23 protein-coding genes are annotated in these 21,878 nt (G+C 38.5%); 20 read left to right on the top strand and 3 right to left on the bottom strand.

The annotated features are described in order from the left end of the window. The first annotated feature begins 40 nt into the window (after positions 1–40). The 14 genes from SULBA_RS10065 (at position 41) to rpsI (ending at position 13,496) form a co-directional block, all read left to right on the top strand. Positions 41–721: a sulfite exporter TauE/SafE family protein gene (locus SULBA_RS10065; protein ID WP_041671848.1), complete on the top strand. Its 681-nt coding sequence runs from the start codon at positions 41–43 to the stop codon at positions 719–721. After that, the gene (locus SULBA_RS10060; RefSeq protein WP_014770189.1) at positions 718–1,956 is read left to right on the top strand and encodes a PAS domain-containing sensor histidine kinase; all 1,239 of its coding nucleotides are present in this window, start codon (positions 718–720) and stop codon (positions 1,954–1,956) included. The genes SULBA_RS10065 and SULBA_RS10060 overlap by 4 nt, the downstream gene beginning before the upstream one ends. Next, positions 1,953–2,633: a response regulator transcription factor gene (locus SULBA_RS10055; protein ID WP_014770188.1), complete on the top strand. Its 681-nt coding sequence runs from the start codon at positions 1,953–1,955 to the stop codon at positions 2,631–2,633. Before SULBA_RS10060 ends, SULBA_RS10055 begins: the two co-directional genes overlap by 4 nt. Before the next feature lie 157 nt (positions 2,634–2,790). Continuing rightward, on the top strand, positions 2,791–4,257 hold the full coding sequence (gene ccoN, locus SULBA_RS10050; RefSeq protein ID WP_014770187.1) for a cytochrome-c oxidase, cbb3-type subunit I: 1,467 nt from the start codon (positions 2,791–2,793) through the stop codon (positions 4,255–4,257). Between the two features lie 15 nt (positions 4,258–4,272). Continuing rightward, on the top strand, positions 4,273–4,938 hold the full coding sequence (gene ccoO, locus SULBA_RS10045) for a cytochrome-c oxidase, cbb3-type subunit II (protein ID WP_014770186.1): 666 nt from the start codon (positions 4,273–4,275) through the stop codon (positions 4,936–4,938). Positions 4,939–4,948: 10 nt separating this feature from the next. Next, complete coding sequence (locus SULBA_RS10040; RefSeq protein WP_014770185.1) at positions 4,949–5,164, top strand: cytochrome c oxidase, cbb3-type, CcoQ subunit; 216 nt, start codon at positions 4,949–4,951, stop codon at positions 5,162–5,164. A 13-nt stretch (positions 5,165–5,177) separates the two neighbouring features. Beyond that, positions 5,178–6,026 (top strand): cbb3-type cytochrome c oxidase N-terminal domain-containing protein, encoded by an 849-nt coding sequence (locus SULBA_RS10035; RefSeq protein ID WP_014770184.1) that lies wholly within the window; start codon positions 5,178–5,180, stop codon positions 6,024–6,026. Positions 6,027–6,035: 9 nt separating this feature from the next. Further along, the gene (locus SULBA_RS10030) at positions 6,036–6,248 is read left to right on the top strand and encodes a DUF4006 family protein (protein WP_014770183.1); all 213 of its coding nucleotides are present in this window, start codon (positions 6,036–6,038) and stop codon (positions 6,246–6,248) included. Between the two features lie 111 nt (positions 6,249–6,359). Beyond that, complete coding sequence (locus SULBA_RS10025; RefSeq protein WP_014770181.1) at positions 6,360–6,968, top strand: hypothetical protein; 609 nt, start codon at positions 6,360–6,362, stop codon at positions 6,966–6,968. After that, positions 6,961–7,455 carry a FixH family protein gene (locus SULBA_RS10020; protein WP_014770180.1) on the top strand — a complete coding sequence of 165 codons (495 nt, stop codon included), beginning with the start codon at positions 6,961–6,963 and terminating at the stop codon, positions 7,453–7,455. Before SULBA_RS10025 ends, SULBA_RS10020 begins: the two co-directional genes overlap by 8 nt. 80 nt (positions 7,456–7,535) lie before the next feature. Then, entirely contained in the window at positions 7,536–9,878 is a 2,343-nt protein-coding gene (locus SULBA_RS10015; RefSeq protein WP_014770179.1) for a PD-(D/E)XK nuclease family protein, read from the top strand. Beyond that, positions 9,875–12,604, top strand: coding sequence for a RecB-like helicase (locus SULBA_RS10010; protein WP_014770178.1), 2,730 nt, complete (start codon positions 9,875–9,877; stop codon positions 12,602–12,604). Before SULBA_RS10015 ends, SULBA_RS10010 begins: the two co-directional genes overlap by 4 nt. Before the next feature lie 72 nt (positions 12,605–12,676). Then, positions 12,677–13,105: a 50S ribosomal protein L13 gene (rplM, locus tag SULBA_RS10005; protein WP_014770177.1), complete on the top strand. Its 429-nt coding sequence runs from the start codon at positions 12,677–12,679 to the stop codon at positions 13,103–13,105. A gap of 1 nt (position 13,106) precedes the next feature. Then, positions 13,107–13,496 (top strand): 30S ribosomal protein S9, encoded by a 390-nt coding sequence (gene rpsI / locus SULBA_RS10000; RefSeq protein WP_014770176.1) that lies wholly within the window; start codon positions 13,107–13,109, stop codon positions 13,494–13,496. Positions 13,497–13,554: 58 nt separating this feature from the next. Here rpsI and SULBA_RS09995 read toward each other — a convergent pair whose 3' ends face one another. Beyond that, on the bottom strand, positions 13,555–13,839 hold the full coding sequence (locus SULBA_RS09995; RefSeq protein ID WP_014770175.1) for a hypothetical protein: 285 nt from the start codon (positions 13,837–13,839) through the stop codon (positions 13,555–13,557). Between the two features lie 132 nt (positions 13,840–13,971). On the opposite strand from SULBA_RS09995, the gene purT reads away from it, so the two are divergent. The 3 genes from purT to SULBA_RS09980 all read left to right on the top strand — a co-directional run bounded on the left by purT (position 13,972) and on the right by SULBA_RS09980 (position 17,069). Continuing rightward, positions 13,972–15,132, top strand: a complete 1,161-nt coding sequence (gene purT, locus SULBA_RS09990) for a formate-dependent phosphoribosylglycinamide formyltransferase (RefSeq protein WP_014770174.1) — start codon at positions 13,972–13,974, stop codon at positions 15,130–15,132. A 69-nt stretch (positions 15,133–15,201) separates the two neighbouring features. Then, a complete protein-coding gene (locus SULBA_RS09985; protein ID WP_014770173.1) occupies positions 15,202–16,599 on the top strand; it encodes a chloride channel protein in 1,398 nt (465 codons plus the stop codon). Further along, on the top strand, positions 16,596–17,069 hold the full coding sequence (locus SULBA_RS09980) for a 2-thiouracil desulfurase family protein (RefSeq protein ID WP_014770172.1): 474 nt from the start codon (positions 16,596–16,598) through the stop codon (positions 17,067–17,069). The genes SULBA_RS09985 and SULBA_RS09980 overlap by 4 nt, the downstream gene beginning before the upstream one ends. Here SULBA_RS09980 and SULBA_RS09975 read toward each other — a convergent pair. Beyond that, positions 17,066–17,422 carry an MmcQ/YjbR family DNA-binding protein gene (locus SULBA_RS09975; RefSeq protein WP_014770171.1) on the bottom strand — a complete coding sequence of 119 codons (357 nt, stop codon included), beginning with the start codon at positions 17,420–17,422 and terminating at the stop codon, positions 17,066–17,068. The two genes, SULBA_RS09980 and SULBA_RS09975, sit on opposite strands and share 4 nt — an antisense overlap. A gap of 251 nt (positions 17,423–17,673) precedes the next feature. On the opposite strand from SULBA_RS09975, the gene SULBA_RS09970 reads away from it, so the two are divergent. Both SULBA_RS09970 and SULBA_RS09965 read left to right on the top strand, forming a co-directional pair. Then, a complete protein-coding gene (locus tag SULBA_RS09970; RefSeq protein WP_014770170.1) occupies positions 17,674–19,179 on the top strand; it encodes a peptide-binding protein in 1,506 nt (501 codons plus the stop codon). Between the two features lie 65 nt (positions 19,180–19,244). After that, entirely contained in the window at positions 19,245–20,252 is a 1,008-nt protein-coding gene (locus SULBA_RS09965) for an OmpA family protein (RefSeq protein ID WP_014770169.1), read from the top strand. A 42-nt stretch (positions 20,253–20,294) separates the two neighbouring features. Here the strand turns inward: SULBA_RS09965 and SULBA_RS09960 are convergent, their stop codons facing one another. Beyond that, positions 20,295–21,095 carry a DUF4197 domain-containing protein gene (locus SULBA_RS09960; RefSeq protein WP_014770168.1) on the bottom strand — a complete coding sequence of 267 codons (801 nt, stop codon included), beginning with the start codon at positions 21,093–21,095 and terminating at the stop codon, positions 20,295–20,297. 70 nt (positions 21,096–21,165) lie between these two features. On the opposite strand from SULBA_RS09960, the gene SULBA_RS09955 reads away from it, so the two are divergent. Further along, positions 21,166–21,804, top strand: a complete 639-nt coding sequence (locus SULBA_RS09955; RefSeq protein ID WP_014770167.1) for an HAD family hydrolase — start codon at positions 21,166–21,168, stop codon at positions 21,802–21,804. The last annotated feature ends 74 nt before the right edge of the window (positions 21,805–21,878 follow it).

Here is a 21,878-nt window from a genome sequence, read left to right as displayed (position 1 = left end):
CATGTAAAGAAGTGCGCCATAATCTTTAAGGAGCAGTGCTATAAACGCTATTGATGTAACCGCTATTATTAGTGTTGCCTTTTTGGGCAGTTTAGGGCATTGTATTGGAATGTGTGGAGGCTTTGTTATGGCGTATAGTAGTGCCAAAATTGACTCCTCCTCTTCCTCCGCACATCAGTTTCTTTCTCATGTTATTTACAATATTGGACGTATCAGTGCGTATGTTCTTTTAGGAACGCTCTTTGGTGCATTGGGTCTTTTATTTACATTTTCAGCGCAAATAAGTGGATATTTTTATTTTGTTGCTGGCATTATTATGGTGCTGATGGGCTTGTCCATGATGGGTAAAATCAAGTTTCTTACCTCATTAGAATCCAACATTGCTTTTCATCCACAGATCAAGAAAATTTTCTCCCACCTCATTCATACAAAAACCCTCACAAGTTTTTACGGGTTAGGGCTTTTGAATGGCTTTTTACCCTGTGGATTGGTCTATTTTTTCTTAGCAACAGCAGCGACCTCAGGTTCGATAGTGCAAGGTGCAATGACAATGGCTCTTTTTGGTTTGGCAACCATGCCCGCAATGCTCGGTCTAGGATACGTGGTTGGTTTTTTAAAAGGAAACGGTTTTAGAGAGCTTATGATTAAGCTTGCTTCATTGATTATCATTGCGTATGGTATTTATATGTCTTATATTGGTTTTGCAGCAGTTGTCCAATGAAACTAGAGCAATATCAAGAGGCAATTGAGAGTAGTAATATTATCTCAAAAACAGATATTAATGGTATTATCACCTTTGTAAATGATGAATTTTGCAAGATTTCGGGTTATAGCAAAGAAGAGCTGATTGGGCAAAATCATAATATTGTAAGGCACCCTGATGTAGACGCCTCAATCTTTAAAAAATTGTGGCAAACAATTCTTCAAAAAAAAGCGTATAAATCAACGGTTAAAAACAAAGCCAAAGATGGCTCAACCTTTTATGTCAATACAACCGTATTTCCTATTTTGAATGAAGTGGGTGATATTGAAGAGTTTATTGCGATTCGTTACGATGTGACAGAGAGTGTACGCTTAAGTGAAGCACTGATGACGAAAGATAAAGAGTTAGAAGAACTCAATGCGACTTTAGAAAAACGTGTCGAAGAGCAAACCAAAGCATTGGTCGAATTAAACCAAACATTAGAAGAGAAAGTAAAAGAAGAAGTTGAAAAAAACCGTGAGAAAGATCGTTTTTTGTTTCAACAATCACGATTGGCTTCTATGGGTGAAATGATTGCCAATATAGCCCATCAATGGCGACAACCCCTCTCTGAACTTACCATTACCTTGTATCAGATGAAAAAGGTCTATACTAAACAGCATAGTGACAAAGATGATGCGTTTGAGCAAAGCTACGCCCATGCGAAAAAGATCATCTCAAAAATGTCTGAAACCATTGAAGATTTTCGTAACTTTTTTAGTCCTGAAAGGCAAAGTGATCTTTTTGCATTAAGCCGTGTTGCAAAAGAAGCTATTGATATTATGCGAGGAACATTAGAGCGAAATGAGGTTAAAATAGACCTTGTAGTTCATTCTGATGTTTTTATTCAGGGCTATTTTAATGAATTTTCACAAGTCTTTATTAATATCATTAATAATTCTATCGATGCATTTAATATGAATAATATTAAACAAAGATTAATTTATATTGAAATTGACACATCAATGCAAGGAGATGCTATAATGCGTCTTTGTGATAATGCAGGTGGCATTGAAGAGAGTCTCTTAGATAAAGTTTTTGAGCCGTATTTTACAACAAAGCATGCTAGCTCTGGTACAGGACTTGGGCTCTACATGAGCAAAATGATTGTTAATAACAGTATGAAAGGGCTGATTGTTGTTAAGAATGAAAACGATGGAGCGTGTTTTACAATAACAATACCCAAAGCCAAAGAGGGAAAGGGAGAAAAATGAGCGGATTGTCAAAATTAACCGTTTTATTTGTTGAAGATGAAGAGTATATACGAGAAGCCTTGCACAAAGCGATGGCTGATGAGTTTCATAAATGTATCCTCGCGCGTGATGGTGAAGATGGATTAAAAAAGTTTAAAAAATATAAGCCTGATATTGTGATTACAGATATTATGATGCCTATTATGGATGGGCTTAGTATGGCAAAAGAGATTAAGCACCTCTCCAAAACGACACCTATCGTTGTGCTTAGTGCCTTTAGCGAAAAAGAAAAACTTTTAGAAGCTATTGATGTTGGAATTGATAAATACTTAATTAAACCTATCGATCCTGAGGAACTCTTAGACGTGCTTCATTTCCTTTCTGCAGAATTGTTCAATGAGGATGCGTGTGTGGATTTAGGATTTGATTACCAATTTGATAAAAACAGGCGTGTGCTGGTTAAAGAAGGCAATACAATTTTCTTAACAAAAAAAGAACTCCTTTTTATCTCTATCTTAGTTAAAAATTTAGGAGTATTTGTTTTGCACGATGAGATTAAAAAACATGTTTGGACAAACAAAAAAGTAACAGATTCAGCCATTAGAACCTTTATTAAACGAGTTCGTGAGAAAACGGACAAAGATTTTATTAAAAATATTCCAGGACTTGGGTATAAAATTAATACGCAAGAACGATAATTTCATTGTTCTTGCTTTCTTCCTATTTAAAGATTTTCTTCATATTTTCTATTTAACACTAATTTAATCTTCTTAAGCTTTATTGCAGATTCTCTTCACTATAATTTCTCCATTATGTGATATTTTTGTGACATAAAAACACAAACAGGAGGAATTGATGCAGGCTAATCATGCATTGAACTATGATTACTCAGTAGCGAAATGTTTTACATACGCAACGATTCTATTTGGAATTATTGGTATGTTAATAGGCGTAGTTATTGCCTATCAGATGGCTTTCCCTGAGTTGAATTACTTGGCGGGTGAATACGGAACATTTAGTCGTTTACGACCCCTTCACACGTCTGGTGTCATCTTCGGCTTTTTGTTAAGTGGGATTTTTGCGACATGGTACTATATCGGGCAGAGAGTACTAAAGGTTTCCATGGCAGAATCACCGTTTTTGATGATTATTGGAAGGCTTCATTTTTGGATTTACATGTTGACAATTCTTACGGCTGTTGTCACCTTGTTTATGGGTATTGGTACGTCAAAAGAGTATGCAGAACTTGAATGGCCATTGGATATTGCTGTGGTTGTTTTATGGGTACTTTGGGGTATTAGTATTTTTGGACTTATCGGTATTCGCCGTGAAAAAACACTCTATATCTCTATGTGGTATTTTATCGCTACCTTTTTAGGTGTGGCAATGCTGTATTTGTTTAATAATATGGCTGTACCTACGTATTTTGTTGCAGGTGTGGGTAAATGGTATCACTCTGTTTCAATGTATGCAGGAACCAATGATGCGATGGTACAATGGTGGTATGGACACAATGCGGTAGCCTTCGTTTTCACGGTGCCTATTATTGCGATGATTTATTACTTCTTACCAAAAGAATCAGGTCAGCCTGTTTTCTCTTATAAGCTATCACTTCTTTCTTTTTGGGGTTTGATGTTTGTTTACCTTTGGGCAGGTGGTCACCACTTACTTTATTCTACAGTGCCTGATTGGGTTCAAACCATGGGATCTATTTTTTCAGTTATCTTGATTCTTCCATCATGGGGTAGTGCAATTAATATGCTTTTAACCATGAAAGGACAATGGGGCCAACTTAAAGAAAATCCATTGATTAAGTTTATGATTTTTGCTTCAACCTTTTACATGTTAAGTACACTAGAAGGTCCGATTCAAGCAATCAAATCGGTTAATGCGTTAGCACACTTTACAGATTGGATTCCAGGTCACGTTCATGATGGTACATTAGGCTGGGTTGGATTTATGACCATGGCAGCACTCTATCATATGGCACCACGTATGTATAAACGTGAGCTTTACAGTAAAAAATTGATGGAATCACAATTTTGGCTTCAAACCACAGGTATTGTAATGTACTTTACCAGTATGTGGATTGCAGGAATTACACAAGGAATGATGTGGAGAGCCAGTGATCAGTATGGCAATCTTGCGTACTCCTTCATTGATACAGTAACCGTACTTATCCCTTATTATGCCTTACGTGCAACGGGTGGTTTATTGTATTTAATTGGTTTCTTTATGTTTAGTTATAATCTATATAAAACGATGACTGCAAGTAAAGCAATTGAGAGAGAACCTCAAAATGCTTCACCTATGGCAGCGTAAGGGGAGGGTAAAATTATGTTTCATTGGTTAGAAAAAAACCCATTCTTTTTTGCGGTAGGTGTCTTCTTGGTGATTGCGTATGCAGGTGTTGTAACCATTCTTCCAGATTTTATGGAGAGTGCACGTCCTGTTACGGGAACAAAACCGTATACAGTCCTTGAACTTGCAGGTCGTCATGTTTATATCAAAGATAGCTGTAATGCCTGCCATTCACAGCTTGTTCGTCCTTTCAAATCTGAGACAGATCGTTATGGTATGTACTCTTTAAGTGGCGAATATGCGTATGATAGACCATTCCTTTGGGGTTCAAAACGAACAGGCCCTGATTTGATGAGGGTTGGAAATTACCGAACAACGGATTGGCATGAATACCATATGTTAGATCCAATTAGTGTGGTTCCAGGTTCTATTATGCCAGCATACAAGCACATGTTTAAAAACAATGCAGATATTGACACGGCGTATGCTGAAGCATTAACTGTCAAAAAAGTCTTTAATGTTCCTTATGATCAGCCTGACATGCCAACATTGGGTAGTTATGATGAAGCAAAAAAAGCACTGATGGAAGAAGCTGCTTTAATTGTCGCAGACATGAAAGACCCAGGGGTTAAAGAAGCGTTTAAACGTGGTGAGATCAAAGAGATAGTAGCAATCATTGCCTATCTTAATAGCTTAAAATAAGGTGCTTACGGTGGATATGGAAACAATAAGAGAGCTTCAAGCGTATGGGTATATCTTTTTTACAATTTTTTTAGCCGTGATTTTGTACAGCTATTTATACCACTTGTATAAGTCTGAAAAAAACGGTACAAGAAATTACGAGCAATATTCTAATATTGCTCTACATGATAACCTTGATGATGCTCCTGTTGAGTCCCGTACACCGTCAAATAAAGAGAAAGAATAAAGAGGAGCAATAGATGAATTGGCTGAATGACAATGTAAACGTATTGGCATTGCTTGGTGCGGCAGCAATTTTAATTCTGACTGTTGGTGTGTCTTGGAAGTACATTCAACAGATGAAAACCGACAAAAGCAGTGGAGAATTAGCAAAAGAGAATTGGGATGGTATTGGTGAGTATAAAAATCCTCTACCTATTGGTTGGGCACTTTCCTTTTTAGGAACTATTTTATGGGCATTATGGTACTTTTTCATCGGGTATCCGCTTAATTCATATTCTCAAATTGGTGAGTACAATGAAGATGTTAAAAGCCACAGTACACGATTTGAAAGTAAATTTGCCAATCCTGATAAAGCAACATTGATGGCAATGGGCGAGGGTGTCTTTTTGGTTCAGTGTGCACCGTGTCATGGCGTTACGGGAGATGGCATTAATGGTAAAGCAGCGAATTTTGAGAAATGGGGCGATGAAGAAGCCGTTGTTCTTTCTATTTTAAATGGGGCTAAAGGCTCAGAGTATCCTTTGGGTGAAATGCCAGCAGGTTTATTGGATGAGCAAAGCGCTAAAGCGGTTGCTGCTTTTATGATGCAAGAGATTTCAAGCGTGAAAAAGAGCAAAAACTCAGCCCTTGTTGAAGAAGGACGTGCACTTTGGGCAACATGTTCAGCGTGTCATGGTGAAGATGGCAAAGGAATGGAAGGAAGTGCTCCTGATTTAAGTACTTATGGCAGTGCACAATTTGTTGTTAATGTTTTAGGTACAGGCAAGAAGGGTGCTATTGGTAACATGCCAAAATTCAACGATGGTCGTCTAACCAATGTCCAAAAAACTGCAGTTGGCACGTATGTCAGCTCTTTAGCTAAGTAAGGATAGAACATGGAAAATACCAATCGAAATCTATTTGGTTTGCATGGCATTACGGGCATGTTAATTGCTACGGTGTTGTTGTTGTCTATTTTAGCAGGATTGACAGTATGGGGAATTTCTGCACAACAAAATGTGGCAAATAAACCGTATAAAATTACAGACCCACAGGCAATTAAGATGAGAGATACGCAAAATGCGACTCAAAAAGTTATAGAAAAGTAAGGGGCATATTATGGTTGAAAATATGGACAAAATCATTACCGTAGGACTTGTCATCTTAGCTATTGTGAGTGCTTGGGCAGTTGTAACATCCAATCATTTGTTTATTGGTTAATGAAAAGGTTTTTACATGTAAAGGTCAAAGGGGCATTTTTTCTCTGCCTCTTTGCCTTTTTACCGCTTTTTGCATTAGAAAAAGAGTTTGTTATTTACGATACAATTTTGGAAGAAAGAGCTGCTCAAAAGATAGAAGAGATGGGCAGTGAACTTTTTACTAAAAGTGGTATTAAAGTCATACTGGTTGCAAAAGAAAAGGGCGGGGAAGATATAAAAACGTTTCAGCAAACTTTTGCACAAACGCAAGTTACTCCTTTTGTTCTACTCACCCTCTTTCTTACTGAGCAAAAGGTAGATATTTACCATTCAGAAGGCCTTGAAAAGCTGTTTGATAAAGAGGCAATTCTTTCGCCCTTACCGTGGCGTGGGACGATTATTCCTTTATTGACTACAAAGAAAACGGAAGTGGGCGTTAGCCCTGCATTGCTGAATGGTTATGCTGATATTGTGGATCAAATTGCAGCTTCACGTAAAATCGAGTTAGAAAGTTCTATTGGAAGCTCCAATAAAACGACAATGAGTGTTGTCAAAAGTTTAATTTATGGTTTTGTAGCGATCTTAGTGTTACTTGCATTTTATAGAAGGATGAAAAAACGCCATGTCTAAAGTAAAAACAGAGAGAAATTATTATCCACATGCCGTAATTGCAATGATTGTTGGTTGTGTGATAGCGTGTGGGTATACGATTAAAATAGCGCTGGATAATCCTGTCGAGATGGATACGTACTATATGGAAAAATACCAAAAAGTGGATGAGAATATTAACCATATTTTGGAACTTCAAGAAAAATTTAATGCTAAATTTGACCTTTCGTATTCTACTGAGAAGTTTCAGATAGGGGAAAATAGCGTGAGTATCCTGCTTCAAGATAAAGAGGGAAATCGTATTGAGAATGCACATGTAACGATGATGCTCTCACGTCCTGAAACCAATAAAGAAAACCGTACCCTAAGCCCTTCTCGTGTTGAAAATGGCGTGTATAGCTTTGGACCATTTGATATTTCAAAAGAGGGACGATGGCAAATTCTTAGTAAAATTGAAGTGGGTGAATTGAAAGGCTATCATAAAAATGAAGCCTATGCCGTAAAATAAAATCATTTCACTCTGACATAAAAATCTTTCTCATATTTTTGCTTTGTTATAATCCTCCTAATGATTAGGAGGCGGTGTTTATGGTAGAAGTTTTTGCAACGAGTCGTGCGATACGTGTATTTTATGAGACATTTATACAAAGCAATACATTGCTTCCAAAAGCCATGACTATGGCTGAATTAGAACAAAAAGCTATCCTTGTGCCTCATCACTCTTTGGTTGATGAGGATATGCGTGTCCTTTTAATGCAAGAAGCTTCACGCTTTACTCGTTTTGAACTTCTACATATTGATCGTGAATTTTTTACCTTTTTAAAGAACTCCTCATACCTTTTTCGTTTTTTTGAAGAGCTCGCTCATGAACGTGTAAGCTTACAAACACTTAGGGGTGTGGATACCTATGAGCATTACGCAGAGCATTTAGAAATATTGCAAATGCTTTTAAAACAATACCAAGCACTCCTGTCTAAACACGCTTTGTATGACCGCATTACCTTACCTGAATTGTACACCATTAATGAGGACTATGTTCGCTCACTGGGAGCTGTACGTATTCATTTAGAAGGGTTTTTAAGCCAATTTGAATGGGCGATTTTATGCCAAATAGCAAAGCTTATTCCTTTACATGTAAGGGTATGCATAACACCTTACAACCAAAAAATGAAAGATCATTTTCATGACTATGGCATAGCATTAGAGTTCAATAAAAGCTATGAAATTAATTTTTCAACCAAAACTATTTTACATGTAAGCCCACAAATTCCTTTGGATCAAAATATTGAAAGTTATGGCTTTAGCTCTAGGTTACCACAAATAGCGTATGTGCAAAACTCCATTGCACGCTTTGTACACGAAGGACTTTTGCCCAATGAAATAGTGGTGGTTTTACCTGATGAGCATTTTGCACAAAGCCTTTCTCGTTTTGATAGTTGGAAAAATCTCAATTTTGCGATGGGAATCAGCGTTAAACAAAGTTCGTTTTTTCAAAAACTTGGTGCACTTGAAAAAGCCATGCGAAACGATGCGATTGAAGATTATCTTAGGTTGGATCGTTTGGGGATTGATGAGCAGATACGTTTTACATGTAAAGAAATGTGGTATCAAAAACTCAAAGCTCAAGAAGCAATGGCGTTTTATGAACGCTTGCTGAGTGAACAAGAAACAGAAAAAGCACTTTTTAAAGAGGCATTTTTTGCGTTTGAGCATTTTCTAAATCATGCACCTATGTTACGTTTTGAGCAAATCTGTAAACTTTTTTTAAACCGTTTGAGCGTCTTGAGTGAAGACGATGTAAAAGGGGGAAAAGTGACGGTTATGGGCGTTTTGGAAACTCGTGGAGTGGCTTACAAGGGTGTTATCGTTGTTGATTTTAATGATGAATATGTGCCAAAACGCTCTTCCAAAGACCTTTTTCTCTCTTCACATGTTCGTTTTCATGCAGGGCTTCCTACTAAAAAAGATCGAGAGAATTTGCAAAGATATTATTATCATCAGCTTTTTTCCAAAGCAAAAATGATAGCGATTTCTTATGTAAAGAATGAAACCTCAATGCCCTCACGTTTCCTAGATACATTAGGCTTTCAGAGCACTAAAATGGCGGATGAAAAAGCTCTCTATACGCTTTTATTTGAACCAAAGGCATCAAAAATACCTTATTTTGAAGCCTTTATTGATGCCCCGTATGACTTAAAAGCCCATCCGCTCTCTGCTACAAAACTCAAAATATTGTTGAGCTGTAAACGTCAATTTTACTTTCGTTACATCGCAAAATTGAAAGAGGCAAAAATGCCCAGCCATGTTATTAATGAGCAAAGTATTGGTGTCTCTTTGCATAAAGTTTTAGAAGAAGCTATTTGCCATGAAGCGCTTTTGGATGAAAAAAAACTTTTTAGTACCATTGAAAGGCTATTAAAAGAACAAAATACTCACGAAGTATGGGGCTATTTTGTGGACGTGTGGTTGGAAAAATTGCGTCCTTTTATTCGCAATGAGATTCAACGATTTGATGAGAGATTTCGTGTGTTTAAAAAAGAGTTTATACACGCTATTTCGTATGAGGGATTCGTACTCGAGGGACAAATAGATAGGATGGATGAAAAAGAGGGAAATCTTTTTGTGATTGATTATAAAAGCGGAAAAATTCCTACCAGTACTGAAAAAACTTTAGAGGCTACGGTGGATTTTCAATTGGTATTTTATGCGCTCATCGCAGCTACGTTGGGGCGGGTTGCGGGGGTTTATTATTATGACCTTAAAGAGGGTATTTTGGTACCTGAAACGTTTTTAGAAGAGAAAACAGCACGTTTAGGGGATATATTAAAGGAGCTCTCTGCGCCATTAAATGGATATGAACTGTGCGAAGACATTAAGCATTGCAGGCTGTGCCCTTATACACTGCTGTGTGGGAAAGAGGATCTGGTATGAATTTTTCACCTTACTTAGCGCTAGAAGCCAGTGCAGGAAGTGGCAAGACGTTTGCTTTAAGTGTGCGCTATCTCTCTTTACTTTTTATGGGAGCTAATCCTCAAAAAATTGTCGCTCTCACTTTTACGAATAAATCTGCCTCAGAGATGAAAATACGTATTTTTGAGACCTTAAAGCATTTACAGAACAAAGATGAGTTAGAGGCAATTTCGATTCAAACAGGCATGTCTAAAGAAATGTTACTTTATGAAAAAGAGCGTGTGTTGAAGGATTTTTTAGAAGCAGATATTAAAATAGCTACATTGGATTCTTTCTTTTCACTTATTTTACGTCATTTTGCATTACATGTAGGCTTACAACCCGATTTTAAAGTGGGACAAAATACATTGGATGAAGTTTTGGTGGAGCGTTTTATCGCTCAGTGCAAACGTCACAATCTTTATCATGCATTGATTGCTTTTAGTCTTTATGAAGATAAAAAATTGAGCGATATTTTCTCCTTATTAAACATGCTCTACCAAAAGAAATCAGAACTGAATATACGTGCGTTTCATGAGGCGAAATATCCTTCTTTGCAACCGTGTTTAGAGCTTTTGGCACGTATACGAGAGCATTTTGAACGCAGTGGTCTGTCTGAGCGTGGGATGGCAACACTCAAAGCTCAAACGTTGCGTGATTTGTTGGCTAAAAAATATTTGGAAAAAGAAGATTTTGGCTATTGGGATTATAAAAAACATGCCAATGAAGAGGTTAATGCACTTTTAGGTGAACTAAAAGAGGCACTTAGTGCGCATGTTAATGCCAAAGAAGCGTATATTTTAGGAGAGCTTGGAAAACTTTTTAGCGTTTATGATGAGAGTCTTAGTGTACTCATGCGCGAATACGGCGAGTTAGCATTTGATGATGTCAGCAATGTGCTTTACACGCTTTTACGAGAAGAGATTAGTCGAGCGTTTCTCTATTTTCGTTTGGATGGTTCCATTGAGCATCTTTTGATTGATGAATTTCAAGACACAAGTATTGTGCAGTACCAAATTTTGTTACCTATTATTGAGGAAATACGAGCAGGACAGGGTGTGAAAGCATTTAAAACACTCTTTTTCGTTGGCGATGTGAAGCAGTCGATTTATCGTTTTCGAGGGGGTGCTAAAGAGCTGTTTGACTATGCGAAAGAGACATTGCATTTAGACGTAAATTCACTCGATACAAATTATCGAAGTACGTATGAAGTGGTGCAGTTTGTGAATGAAATATTTACAGGCAAGATTAAAGGTTATACTGCTCAAAAGGTGGCAAAAGAGCAGAGGGATGGCTACATTAATGTGCGCATGGATGAGCGCATTGAATCTTTCGTTTTAGAGGCAATCGAGCGTTTGTTAAAAGAGGGTGTTATGCCCAAAGACATTGCTCTTTTAGTGCACACAAATAAAGATGCAAACGTGCTTAAAGGCTTAGTACAAGAGCATTTTCCTTTTTTACATGTAAGGCTAGAAGCCACACTAAAATTAATTGAGGTACGTTCTATTAAAGCACTAATTTCTTTGCTTAAATACCTGTATTTTGGTGATGAACTTTACAAGGCGGCATTTTTTGTTTTATCGGGTAAAAGGTGGGATACCCCTCTTCATCGAAACCTTTGGAACGTGAATGAATCTCCTTATGTTTTGATGGAAAAACTGATTCGAAGTTTCGAACTTTTTGATGGGAGTAGCGATTGTTTAGCGTTTTTAGAGGTCGCTAGCAGGTATGAAGAGATTGAGAGTTTTTTATTTGATTTAGAGACTCTAAGCACTGAAGCTAAGAGTGAAGACACAGATGGGTTACGTATTTTGACGGTTCATAAATCTAAAGGCTTAGAGTTTGAACATGTTATTTTGTGTGATAAATTGGGGCGTGATAATAACCGAAGCGATACCTTGTTGTTCAGTTACGATGAGGTAAATCTTCAAGGGCTTTATGTGAGTATGAGTGGAAGAGAATCGGTAGATACGTTGTATGCCACTGCCAAAGATAAAGAGAACTTGTTAAATGATGAAGACAGACTCAATGCTCTTTATGTAGCGTTTACTAGAGCCAAACATTCCTTATTTGTGTGTGCAAAATCAGAGCATAGTGCGTTTGAAATACTCAATCTTACACCCCTTGAAAGAGGTGTGTTACATGCTTCATTTAAAGAGCTGCCTCAAGCTGTACCTCCCATGAGCCTCTTTTTGCCTGAGCGTTATGGTTCACAAGATATTTATAAGGCAGAAGAGGAAGAACGTGAATGGGAAGTGAGCTCAATGACCTTTGGTATAGCTCAACATTATCTCCTTGAAATGCTTGATGATTTTAATGAAAAAGCATTAGAGCGTGCTTACCTTGCTTTACAAAATCGCTTTGCACCTTTGTTGGATGAAACAGCCTTGAAAAGTCTTTATAAACGAGCACTCAATCTTGTGACATGTAAAGAGTTTTTATCTTTATTAAAGGGAGCAAGAGTCCATAAAGAACAGCCACTCATTTATCAACAAGAACGTAAACAGATTGATCTTTTATTGGAATTTTCCGATAAAATCATCGTTATTGATTATAAAAGTTCTAAAAAACAAAGTGCAAAACACCATGCACAAGTCAAACTCTACCAAGAAGCACTTATGGAGATTTATTCTTTGCCTGTAGAAGGGTATATATGTTATTTGAGCGAGGAAAAAGTCGAGTTGATTAAAAACTTATATAACACTTAATTTAAGCTATATGTAAGCATAGTTTAACTACACTTGCACTTCGTTAAATAAATACGTCAAAGGTTATGACACATGAAAGCTACACAAGCGATAAAGCCTAGCGAAGTTAAACGCGACTGGATCGTAGTGGACGCTGCTGGTAAGAGATTTGGTAAACTCCTTACAGAAGTAGCAACACTGCTCAGAGGCAAACATAAACCTTACTTTACTCCAAACGTTGATTGTGGTGATTTTGTTATCATCATCAATGCGGAAAAAGTAGAGTTTAGTGGAACAAAATTAGACACAAAATTGTATCACAGACACACTGGATATTTCGGTGGTGTTAAAACTGAAAAATTAGGTGATCTTTTGAACAACAACCCAGCGAAATTGTACAGACTTGCGGTAAGAGGCATGTTACCTAAAACAAATCTTGCTAAAGAGATGATCAAAAAGCTAAAAGTTTATGCTGGTAATGAGCATCCACATACAGCGCAAGTTAAAGTAGAGGGAAAGTAATATGGCAAAAGTATACGCAACTGGTAAAAGAAAAACAGCTATCGCTAAAGTATGGGTTGCACCTGGTAAAGGCTCAATCACTGTTAATGGTATTGATTTTGAAGCGTGGTTGGGTGGTCATGAGACCATTAAAAAACGTGTTCGTCAACCTCTTGCTCTTACCAAACAAGAGACAAGCTTTGACATTGTAGCAAGTACATTAGGTGGTGGTTACTCCGCTCAAGCGGACGCACTTCGTCATGGTATTTCTAAAGCGCTTGCTTCTATAGATGCAGACTTTAGAGCAATCTTGAAACCACACGGCTTATTAACACGTGATTCACGTGTTGTTGAGCGTAAAAAATACGGTCGCAAAAAAGCACGTCGTAGTCCACAGTTCTCTAAACGTTAATCGTTTACATGTAAAAGCCTATCAAGGCTTTTACATCTTCCATAATCCCTTTAGAAATTCAATACCCCGCCAACTCTTTCATCAACGCTTGAACATCACTTTTATCAAAAAAGAGGTTAAACTCCAACTCTTTAGCAAATTCTTTAAGCAGAACAATTTTTTTCGCTTGTCGTTCATCTGGATTTTGGATGCGTTCAAGCTCGGCGTGAAGTCGCTGTCGGTACATTTGGCGAATTTCTTCTTGTTTTTGAGGGTTTGGTTTGGGCTTCGTACGTGGTTTGAACCAGAAATAACCAAAGAGAAGAAGGGAGCTTAGCAGGAGAATTTGGGGAAGAAATTCCATAAATAACCTTTACATGTAACGTCAGATTTTGACACACAGTATACCCAACTACAAGCGATAAAATTTAGACTTCTTTCGTTTCTTAAACCACTTTTGTGTAAAATTGCTTAAACTAACACAAAGAGGAATTTCATGAAGTTTACAACTCCCCTTAAAAGCAATAGCACCAAAATCATGCTCATCGGAAGCGGAGAGCTTGGCAAAGAAGTGGTCATTGAAGCCACACGTTTAGGCATTGAAACCGTAGCGGTGGATTCGTATCCGCAAGCACCTGCGCACCTTGTGGCTAATCGTAGCTATGTCATCAACATGAAAAACAAAGAAGAACTTTTAGAAGTGATTCGCCGTGAAAAACCTACCTATATCTTGCCAGAAGTTGAAGCGCTGAGCATCGAGGCACTTATCGAGGCGGAGAAAGAGGGTTTTTGCGTGATTCCCAATGCGGATGCGGTCAAAAAGACGATGAACCGTAAAAATATTCGTGAATTTGCCGCTGAAAAATTGGGGCTTAAAACCAGTGGCTATGTGTTTGTTAAAACGCTTGAAGAGCTACAAGAAGCGACCAAAAAGCTAGGCATTCCGTGTGTGGTTAAGCCTGTGATGAGCTCTTCTGGACACGGTCAAAGTGTTATCAGAAGCGAAGCGGACATCCAAAAATCGTGGGAAATCGCCAAAGAAGCCAGAGGCGATGCGAGCGAACTTATCGTCGAAGAGTTTGTTCCATTTGATTATGAAATTACGTTGCTCACCGTTCGCAATGGCAAAGAGACGGTCTTTTGTGAGCCGATTGGGCATATTCAAGAAAATGGGGATTATGTGCTCAGTTGGCAACCCGTACCGATGAAGCCAGAAGTGTTAGCTAAAGCACAAGTGATGGCCAAAACAGTGACCGATGGCTTAGGTGGGCGAGGACTTTTTGGTGTGGAATTTTTTGTCAAAGACGATGAGGTTTACTTTAGTGAACTAAGCCCTCGTCCGCACGACACGGGAATGGTCACACTCATCACGCAATCTCAGAGCGAATTTGCTTTACATGTAAGAGCCGTTTTAGGTCTACCGCTTGATTTTACCTTTTATGGAGCGGGTGCGAGTGGGGCGTTTAAAAGCTTGAGTGAAGCGCATTTGCCCGCACTTGAAATTCCTGAAAGTGCCTTTTCAAAAAACTCCTTTGTGCGTGTTTTTGGAAAACCCATCAGTCATGTGGGGCGCAGAATGGCGGTTGCACTGGTGCTTGATGAGGTAGAAGCGGCGAAGAAGAGAGCCAAAGAAATCGTGGGTGCAATGGTAGGATGAGTTAAAAGGTTTATATACAATTTATCAAAGAGGGCTATAATAAACGTAGCCCAAATTGAAAGAAATTTTATGAACAAACATGTTGTCGAACAAACGGTCATCTTTTTTAGTGTTTCAAAATGGCTTCTTCTCTCTTCTGTGGTTGGTATTATGATAGGAGGACTGATGTCCATCTTTCTTAATATTCTCTCCCGTGCAGAACACGCACGAGACCTTCTTCCCTTCCCCTTTTATTTTACGCTTCCTTTTGCCTTAATGCTTACCACATGGATTGTACGAACATTTGATCCTAATGCTACGGGGCATGGGACGGAGAAAGTGATTGAGGCGGTGCATAAAAAAGATGGGTATATTAATGCTAAAGTGATTCCTGTCAAATTAGTGGCTACAGTGTTGACGATTTTTTCAGGCGGTTCGGTAGGCAAAGAAGGACCTGGGGCACAAATGGGGGCAGGTGCGGCGTCGTTTGTGGCAACATTGCTTAAATTTTCAAAATCAGATCGTAAAAAACTGGTGATTTGTGGTATTAGTGCAGGGTTTGCTTCGGTGTTTGGTACGCCTATTGCAGGGGCTATTTTTGGTATTGAGGTGTTGATTATTGGGGTGATTATGTACGATGTGCTTTTGCCTTCGTTTATTGCAGGTTTTGCGGCATTTACCACGGCACAATTTTTGGGCGTAACGTATCATTATTATGACATCAATGCCTACAGAGCGTTTAGCTTAGATGTGACATTAATTGTACAAGTGGTGGTTGCGGGTGTTTTTTTTGGTATTGTTTCTGATCTTTTTATTACCACGGTCAATACTTTGGAAAAATGGATTAAAACCATTCCCTACAATCGCTATTTAAAAGCGTTTGTTGCGGGATTGATGATGGTGGTTATCTCTTATTTTCTTTCTGAAAACTATTTAGGATTGGGATTAGGCACTATTCGTGATGCACTGAGTCCCAATGCGCTCATTTCCGATAATGTACATTGGTATGATTTTATTTTTAAAACACTGTTTACGGCTATTACCTTAGCCTCAGGAGGAAGCGGGGGGATTATTACCCCTGTGTTTTATGTGGGTGCAACCAGTGGGGTGGTATTTGGCAATTTGACAGGAGATCATGTAGCCCTTTTTGCAGCCCTTGGATTTGTGAGTGTTTTAGCAGGTACGACAAACTCTCCTATCGCTTCTATCATTATGGCAGTAGAGCTTTTTGGTGTGCATATGGCAAATTATGCCGCACTTAGTGTGGTGATTGCTTTTTTAATTACAGGACATCGAAGTGTGTTTGGGTCTCAAAAGTTGGCATTAAATAAAGCGGATAATATTACGATTAAAGAGGGAGATGATTTAGAAGAGAGTTCGATTAGCATTAATATGAAAGATATAGATAAAGTCAAACGTCTCAAAAATAGGTTACGGTATAAGCAGTTGCGTTGGCAAGTGAAAAATGCAAAGGATGATTTTAAGTGAGCAGCGAAAAAATTTTAATCAGTGCGTGCTTAATGGGTGAAAACGTGAAATACGATGGTGGCAATAATGCTTTACATGTAAAGATTTTGGAACAGTGGAAGGACGAAGGGCGTTTGGTGTTGGTATGCCCTGAAGTCTTAGGGGGACTGAGCACACCTAGGCATCCTTGTGAGGTGGTGCATGGGGAAAATCGCGTGGTAAATACCCAAGGAGAAGATGTGACAGATGCCTTTTTAAAAGGGGCGGGTGAGGCACTGTTGGTGGCACAAAAACAAAGCGTATGCATGGCAATTTTAAAAGCCAGAAGCCCTTCGTGTGGCAAAGATGTTATTTACGATGGGACATTTTCGCATACCCATGTGCGTGATTCTGGGTTTACATGTAAAGCTTTACAAAAAGCAGGAATCACCGTTTTTAGCGAAGAAGAGTTCGTAGAAGCAGAGGCTTTTTTAAGGGCAAAAGAGGCTTAGCTATTGGAAATGAACGCTTTCATTTTTTGAGAAAGACCTTTGTAAACCAGTTCATACGAGTCATCAATCCAGCCTAAAATTAAAGCATCCTCAAGGTTTCTATCGCAAATAATGGTATTCCAATGTTTTTTATTCATGTGATAGCCTGCTGTGACATTCTCGTACAGTTCTCGTAATTCTCTGGCGTAGTAAGGGTCGCATTTAAGATTGATGCGTGGAGGATTGCGCTCTTCATCAATCAGGGCAAAAATTTTGTTGCCCACTTTATACACAGCAGTGGTATCGTCGAAAGGGTACTCTTTTAAGGCCCCTTTAAAACTCAAGCAGTAGTCGTTTAAAATCGTTAATGTCATGGTATTTACCTTTGAGTGAGTGTTAAAAGTATACTCTTAAAGCCTAGAGTTTTAGATAAAAAAAGAGAAAAAAAGTCTTATTAACTTTTTGTTTACGAAAGGTTAATAGAGCGTTTAAACAACTGCTCTATACTTTCACTACCAAGACAATTACCTCCTTTTTGTAAATCACTCAACCTTTTTATAAAGCTTCCAGATTTGCCCGATCTGGAAGCTTTTTTTTTACCCCAAAATTGACTATAATCTCCTTCATGAAAACACTCTTTTTACTCCTTATTTTTTTAACATCGTATGTGTATGCAAGCACCTTGCATTTGGCTATCTCGGCAAATCCTAGCCGTCTTAATCCTCTGCTTGCAACGGATGGGACAAGCTCTGAAGTCTCACGATGGCTTTTTAATGCCTTACTTGCGTACAATAAAGATGCAAAGGTTGTGCCTGAACTTGCGAATGATTACTTTTTTGTGGATGATACAACACTGATTTTTAAACTCAGACAGGATGTCACATGGAGTGATGGTGTTCCTTTTAGTGCGAAGGATGTGCTTTTCACGTATGAGACTATTCTTTCTCCTAAAATTTTCACCCCTTACTCTTCGAGTTTTATGCATGTTTTACATGTAAAGATGTTGGATGAATATACGGTGGAAGTGAAATACAAATATCCCTATTTTAAGGCTCTTGAAATTTGGATGATGGAGGTGCTGCCTGAGCACATCTTACGCCACGATAAGGATTTAATGACCAGTAAATTTAACCAAAATCCTATTGGAACAGGGGCATATACCCTGAAAACATTTGAGCTTTCTAAAAATATTCTCCTGAATGCCAATCCCAATTATTTTATTCATAAACCGTATCTTGATAACATCATCTTTCACTATTTACCTGATCGTGCCAGTGAATTTTTAATGTTAAAATCTAAAAAATTGGATGTAGGAACACTCAGCCCTTTGCAGCTAGAGCGTCAGATTGATGCAGATTTTCGTAACTATTACGCTATTTACGAAGAGATTTCGCATACGTATTCGTATATTGGCTTTAATCTTAAATCAGAAAAATTTAAAGATGCGAGGGTGCGAGAGGCACTCTCGTTAGCAATTGATAGAGAGGAATTGGTCAATATTCTCTCTTTTGGGCATGGTAAAGTGTGTACAGGCCCTTTTTTACCAGGCACAGGAGCATTTAATGCGAGTGTGCAAGCACCTAAAAGAGATATAAATAGAGCAAAAGCCCTTCTAAAAGAGGCAGGATACGATGAAAACCATCCTTTTACTTTTGAGCTCTCAACCAATGCTAGTGGAAGTGGGAGTTATGCTGCGCAAATTATCCAACATCAACTCAAAGATGTGGGGGTGGTGATGAAATTAAAGGTTATGGAGTGGCAAGCTTTTTTAAATACAGTGATTCTACCCCGTCAGTTTGAAGCCGTGTTAATGGGATGGTCTTTGGGCTTAAAATCAGATGCGTACACCATTTGGCACAGTGAGTCCCAGCGTAAGGGGGGATTTAATTTTGTTGGGTACGAAAATAAAAGAGTCGATGCTTTGATTAAAGAGGCAGAACAAACCATACAGCAAGAAAAATTTGATGCACTCTATCAAGAAATTTTTGCTTTGATTGTGGCGGATAATCCTTATTTATTTTTAATTATTCCCAATACCATTACCGCTGTGAATAAAAAAATCAATCCTGTTTCAACGTCCATTATTGGGATTATGCACAACAGTATCGAGTGGATGAAACCTGAATTTTAATCTCCTTTTGTTAGGGAATGTGTTACAATGCATTTTTAAAAACGAATTTTACCAAAGGAAAAATTATGAAAAAATCGCTATTTTCATTGGCAGCGTTGGCAACGCTGGTTTTTGCAGCACCTGTAGCTTATAATTATGAGGTGACACCAACTATTGGCGGTGTTTTACCAGAGGGCAATCTTAACTTAGATGGTCAATTAACCTATGGTTTACGATTTGGCATCAATTTAGATGATTCTATTATCAGTCAAATTGAGCTAGGGTATGACAGAAGTGACAATGTTGATTATAAACACAGTACAAAAGAGACTGATTTTAACCGTTATTATGCCAACCTTGTCAAAGAGTACAAAATGACACCAGAAACAGCTTTGTATGCATTGGTGGGCTTGGGATATGAAGATATTACCAATGAAGCATTTAAAAATGATGACAGTATGTTTGCACAATACGGCGGTGGTGTAAAGTATTGGGTCACAGACACGTTTGCACTTAAAGCTGAAGTACGTCATGCGATTAAATTTGACCATGGCGATAACAACCTATTTTATAGCCTAGGTTTTACCATTCCATTAAGTCCAAAAACAGCACCTGTCGTTGCAAAAGTTGAGCCAAAACCAGCGCCTGTTGCAGCACCTATTGCCCCAAAAGATAGTGATATGGATGGTGTGTATGATGATAAAGATAAATGCCCAAATACACCAGCAGGCACTGTAGTTGACGCTGATGGTTGTACGAAAATTATTCGTTTACATGTAACATTTGATTTTGATAAATCAACCGTAAAATCAGAATTTATGCCTCAGATTCAAAAGGTGGCAGATTTTATGAAACAAAATCCAGGTTATCGTGTTGTTTTAGAGGGTCATACAGACTCTAAAGGCAGTGATGCTTACAATATGAAACTTTCTGATCAACGTGCAAAAGCGGTTGCTAAAGCCCTTTCAAGTTTAGGTGTTGTCGCAGCTAAAGTAAGTACAGAAGCATACGGCGAGAGTAAACCAGTAGCGACAAACGATACAGAAGCAGGTCGTGCTGAAAACAGAAGAGTAGACGCACTCTTTAAAAAATAATACCCATTCCATCTAGCCTAGGGCTAGATGGAATCCCTCTTTTTACTTTCCAAACACTTGTTGAATAATCGAACTACCACTTGCGAGTGGATTACTACGCAACGCTTTTTCTTTTTCTGCTATCATATAAAAAAGACCATCGAGGGTTTTTCGCCCAACGTAGCTCTCAATGTCCTCATCTTCATTTGGAACAACATCGCCCATTCCTAATCCTTTAGCGAGACCTGAAGCTTGCGTGACAAGCGCATGATTACCAATAGCTTGGGTTGCACTACTCTTTCCTGCAAAGTTTTTAAGACTCTGGTATGAGTTCATTACTTGACTCTCACCAATACTCTCTTTAATGATGGGCATAATGGCACTTAAGAGTTTACTGCCTGCTTTATTTTTAAAATAATCCGTTGCGGCGGTATTGCCACCACTGACAATAGCTTGTGCATCTTCAACACTCATCGAAGTGATAGTGTCGCTTAAAATGGAGGCTGTTTTTGGGACGGATTTGGTTGCTGCGGTATTCATCGTTTGAACAAAATCATCGACATACCGTTTGCCTCCCAATTTTTCAGCTGCTGTGGCAACGGGTTGCATGGATGAAGGCAAAGGAATTTTAACCGCACTGTTGTTTAAGTAACCATTCTCTTTTCCTAAAAGAGAAACAGCTTGTTTAGCACCTAAACTAAGCGCTTCTTTCACGCCTGAGGTGGCGGTACTTTGAGAGGTTGTGTTTGCCTTTGTGGTCGTTTGCGTGCTGGAAGCGGCATTGACTGCGGTATTAAGTGTATCTTGCCAATTGGCGGCACAGAGCAAAAGAGGGGTGAGCATGATAAGGCTTTTTTTAAGCATGTGGTTTCCTTTTTAATGGTCTTGAAGCTATAATATAGCTTTACATGTAAAAGCTCTATTAAGGTCAATGATGAAAACAATTTTATTTGATTTGGACGGAACACTGATTGATTCGACCGATGCTATTTTGGAGAGTTTTGGTGTTGCGTATGATACCTTCGGGCACGTAGCACCAGAGGATGATACCATTAAAAAACTCATTGGACATCCTTTGGATGTGATGTTTATGATGCTGGGGGTCTCCGCTTTTGAAGCAAATGATTATGTGGCTGCGTATAAGGAGCATTATCGTTTGATTTCACGTCAAAAAACGACGTTACTTCCTTTGGCACGTGAGGCGATTGAGAGGGCATCTCGCATCGCAACCCTAGGCGTTGTGACGACAAAAACAGCACGTTATTCTGAAGAACTTTTGGAGCATATGGGTGTGATGCATCATTTTAAAGTGCTGATTGGACGGGAGTCTATTACACATCCAAAGCCTCATCCTGAGCCAATTCAAAAGGCTTTGCAGGTGTTGGATAAAGAGGCAATGCATACGTGGATGATTGGTGATACCCCGATGGATTTGATTTCAGCAAAAGAAGCTGGTGTTGAGGGTATTGGTGTTTTGTGTGGATATAGCACACATGCTGAACTTTTAGTACATACGAAAAACATTCTTCCAGATGCGTTTAGTGCCGTAAAATGGATAGAAGAGCATCGTTAAAAATTTATTAAAGAAATTCTATGAGGGTTTCATTTATGAGTTATTAAGAAAATGCTAAGTAGAATCAGGAACTT

It is taken from the genome of Sulfurospirillum barnesii SES-3 (genome assembly GCF_000265295.1).
Lineage (GTDB): Bacteria > Campylobacterota > Campylobacteria > Campylobacterales > Sulfurospirillaceae > Sulfurospirillum > Sulfurospirillum barnesii.
Note: the sequence above shows the minus strand (reverse complement) of the source record. Positions and strands in the feature narration are given on the sequence as shown.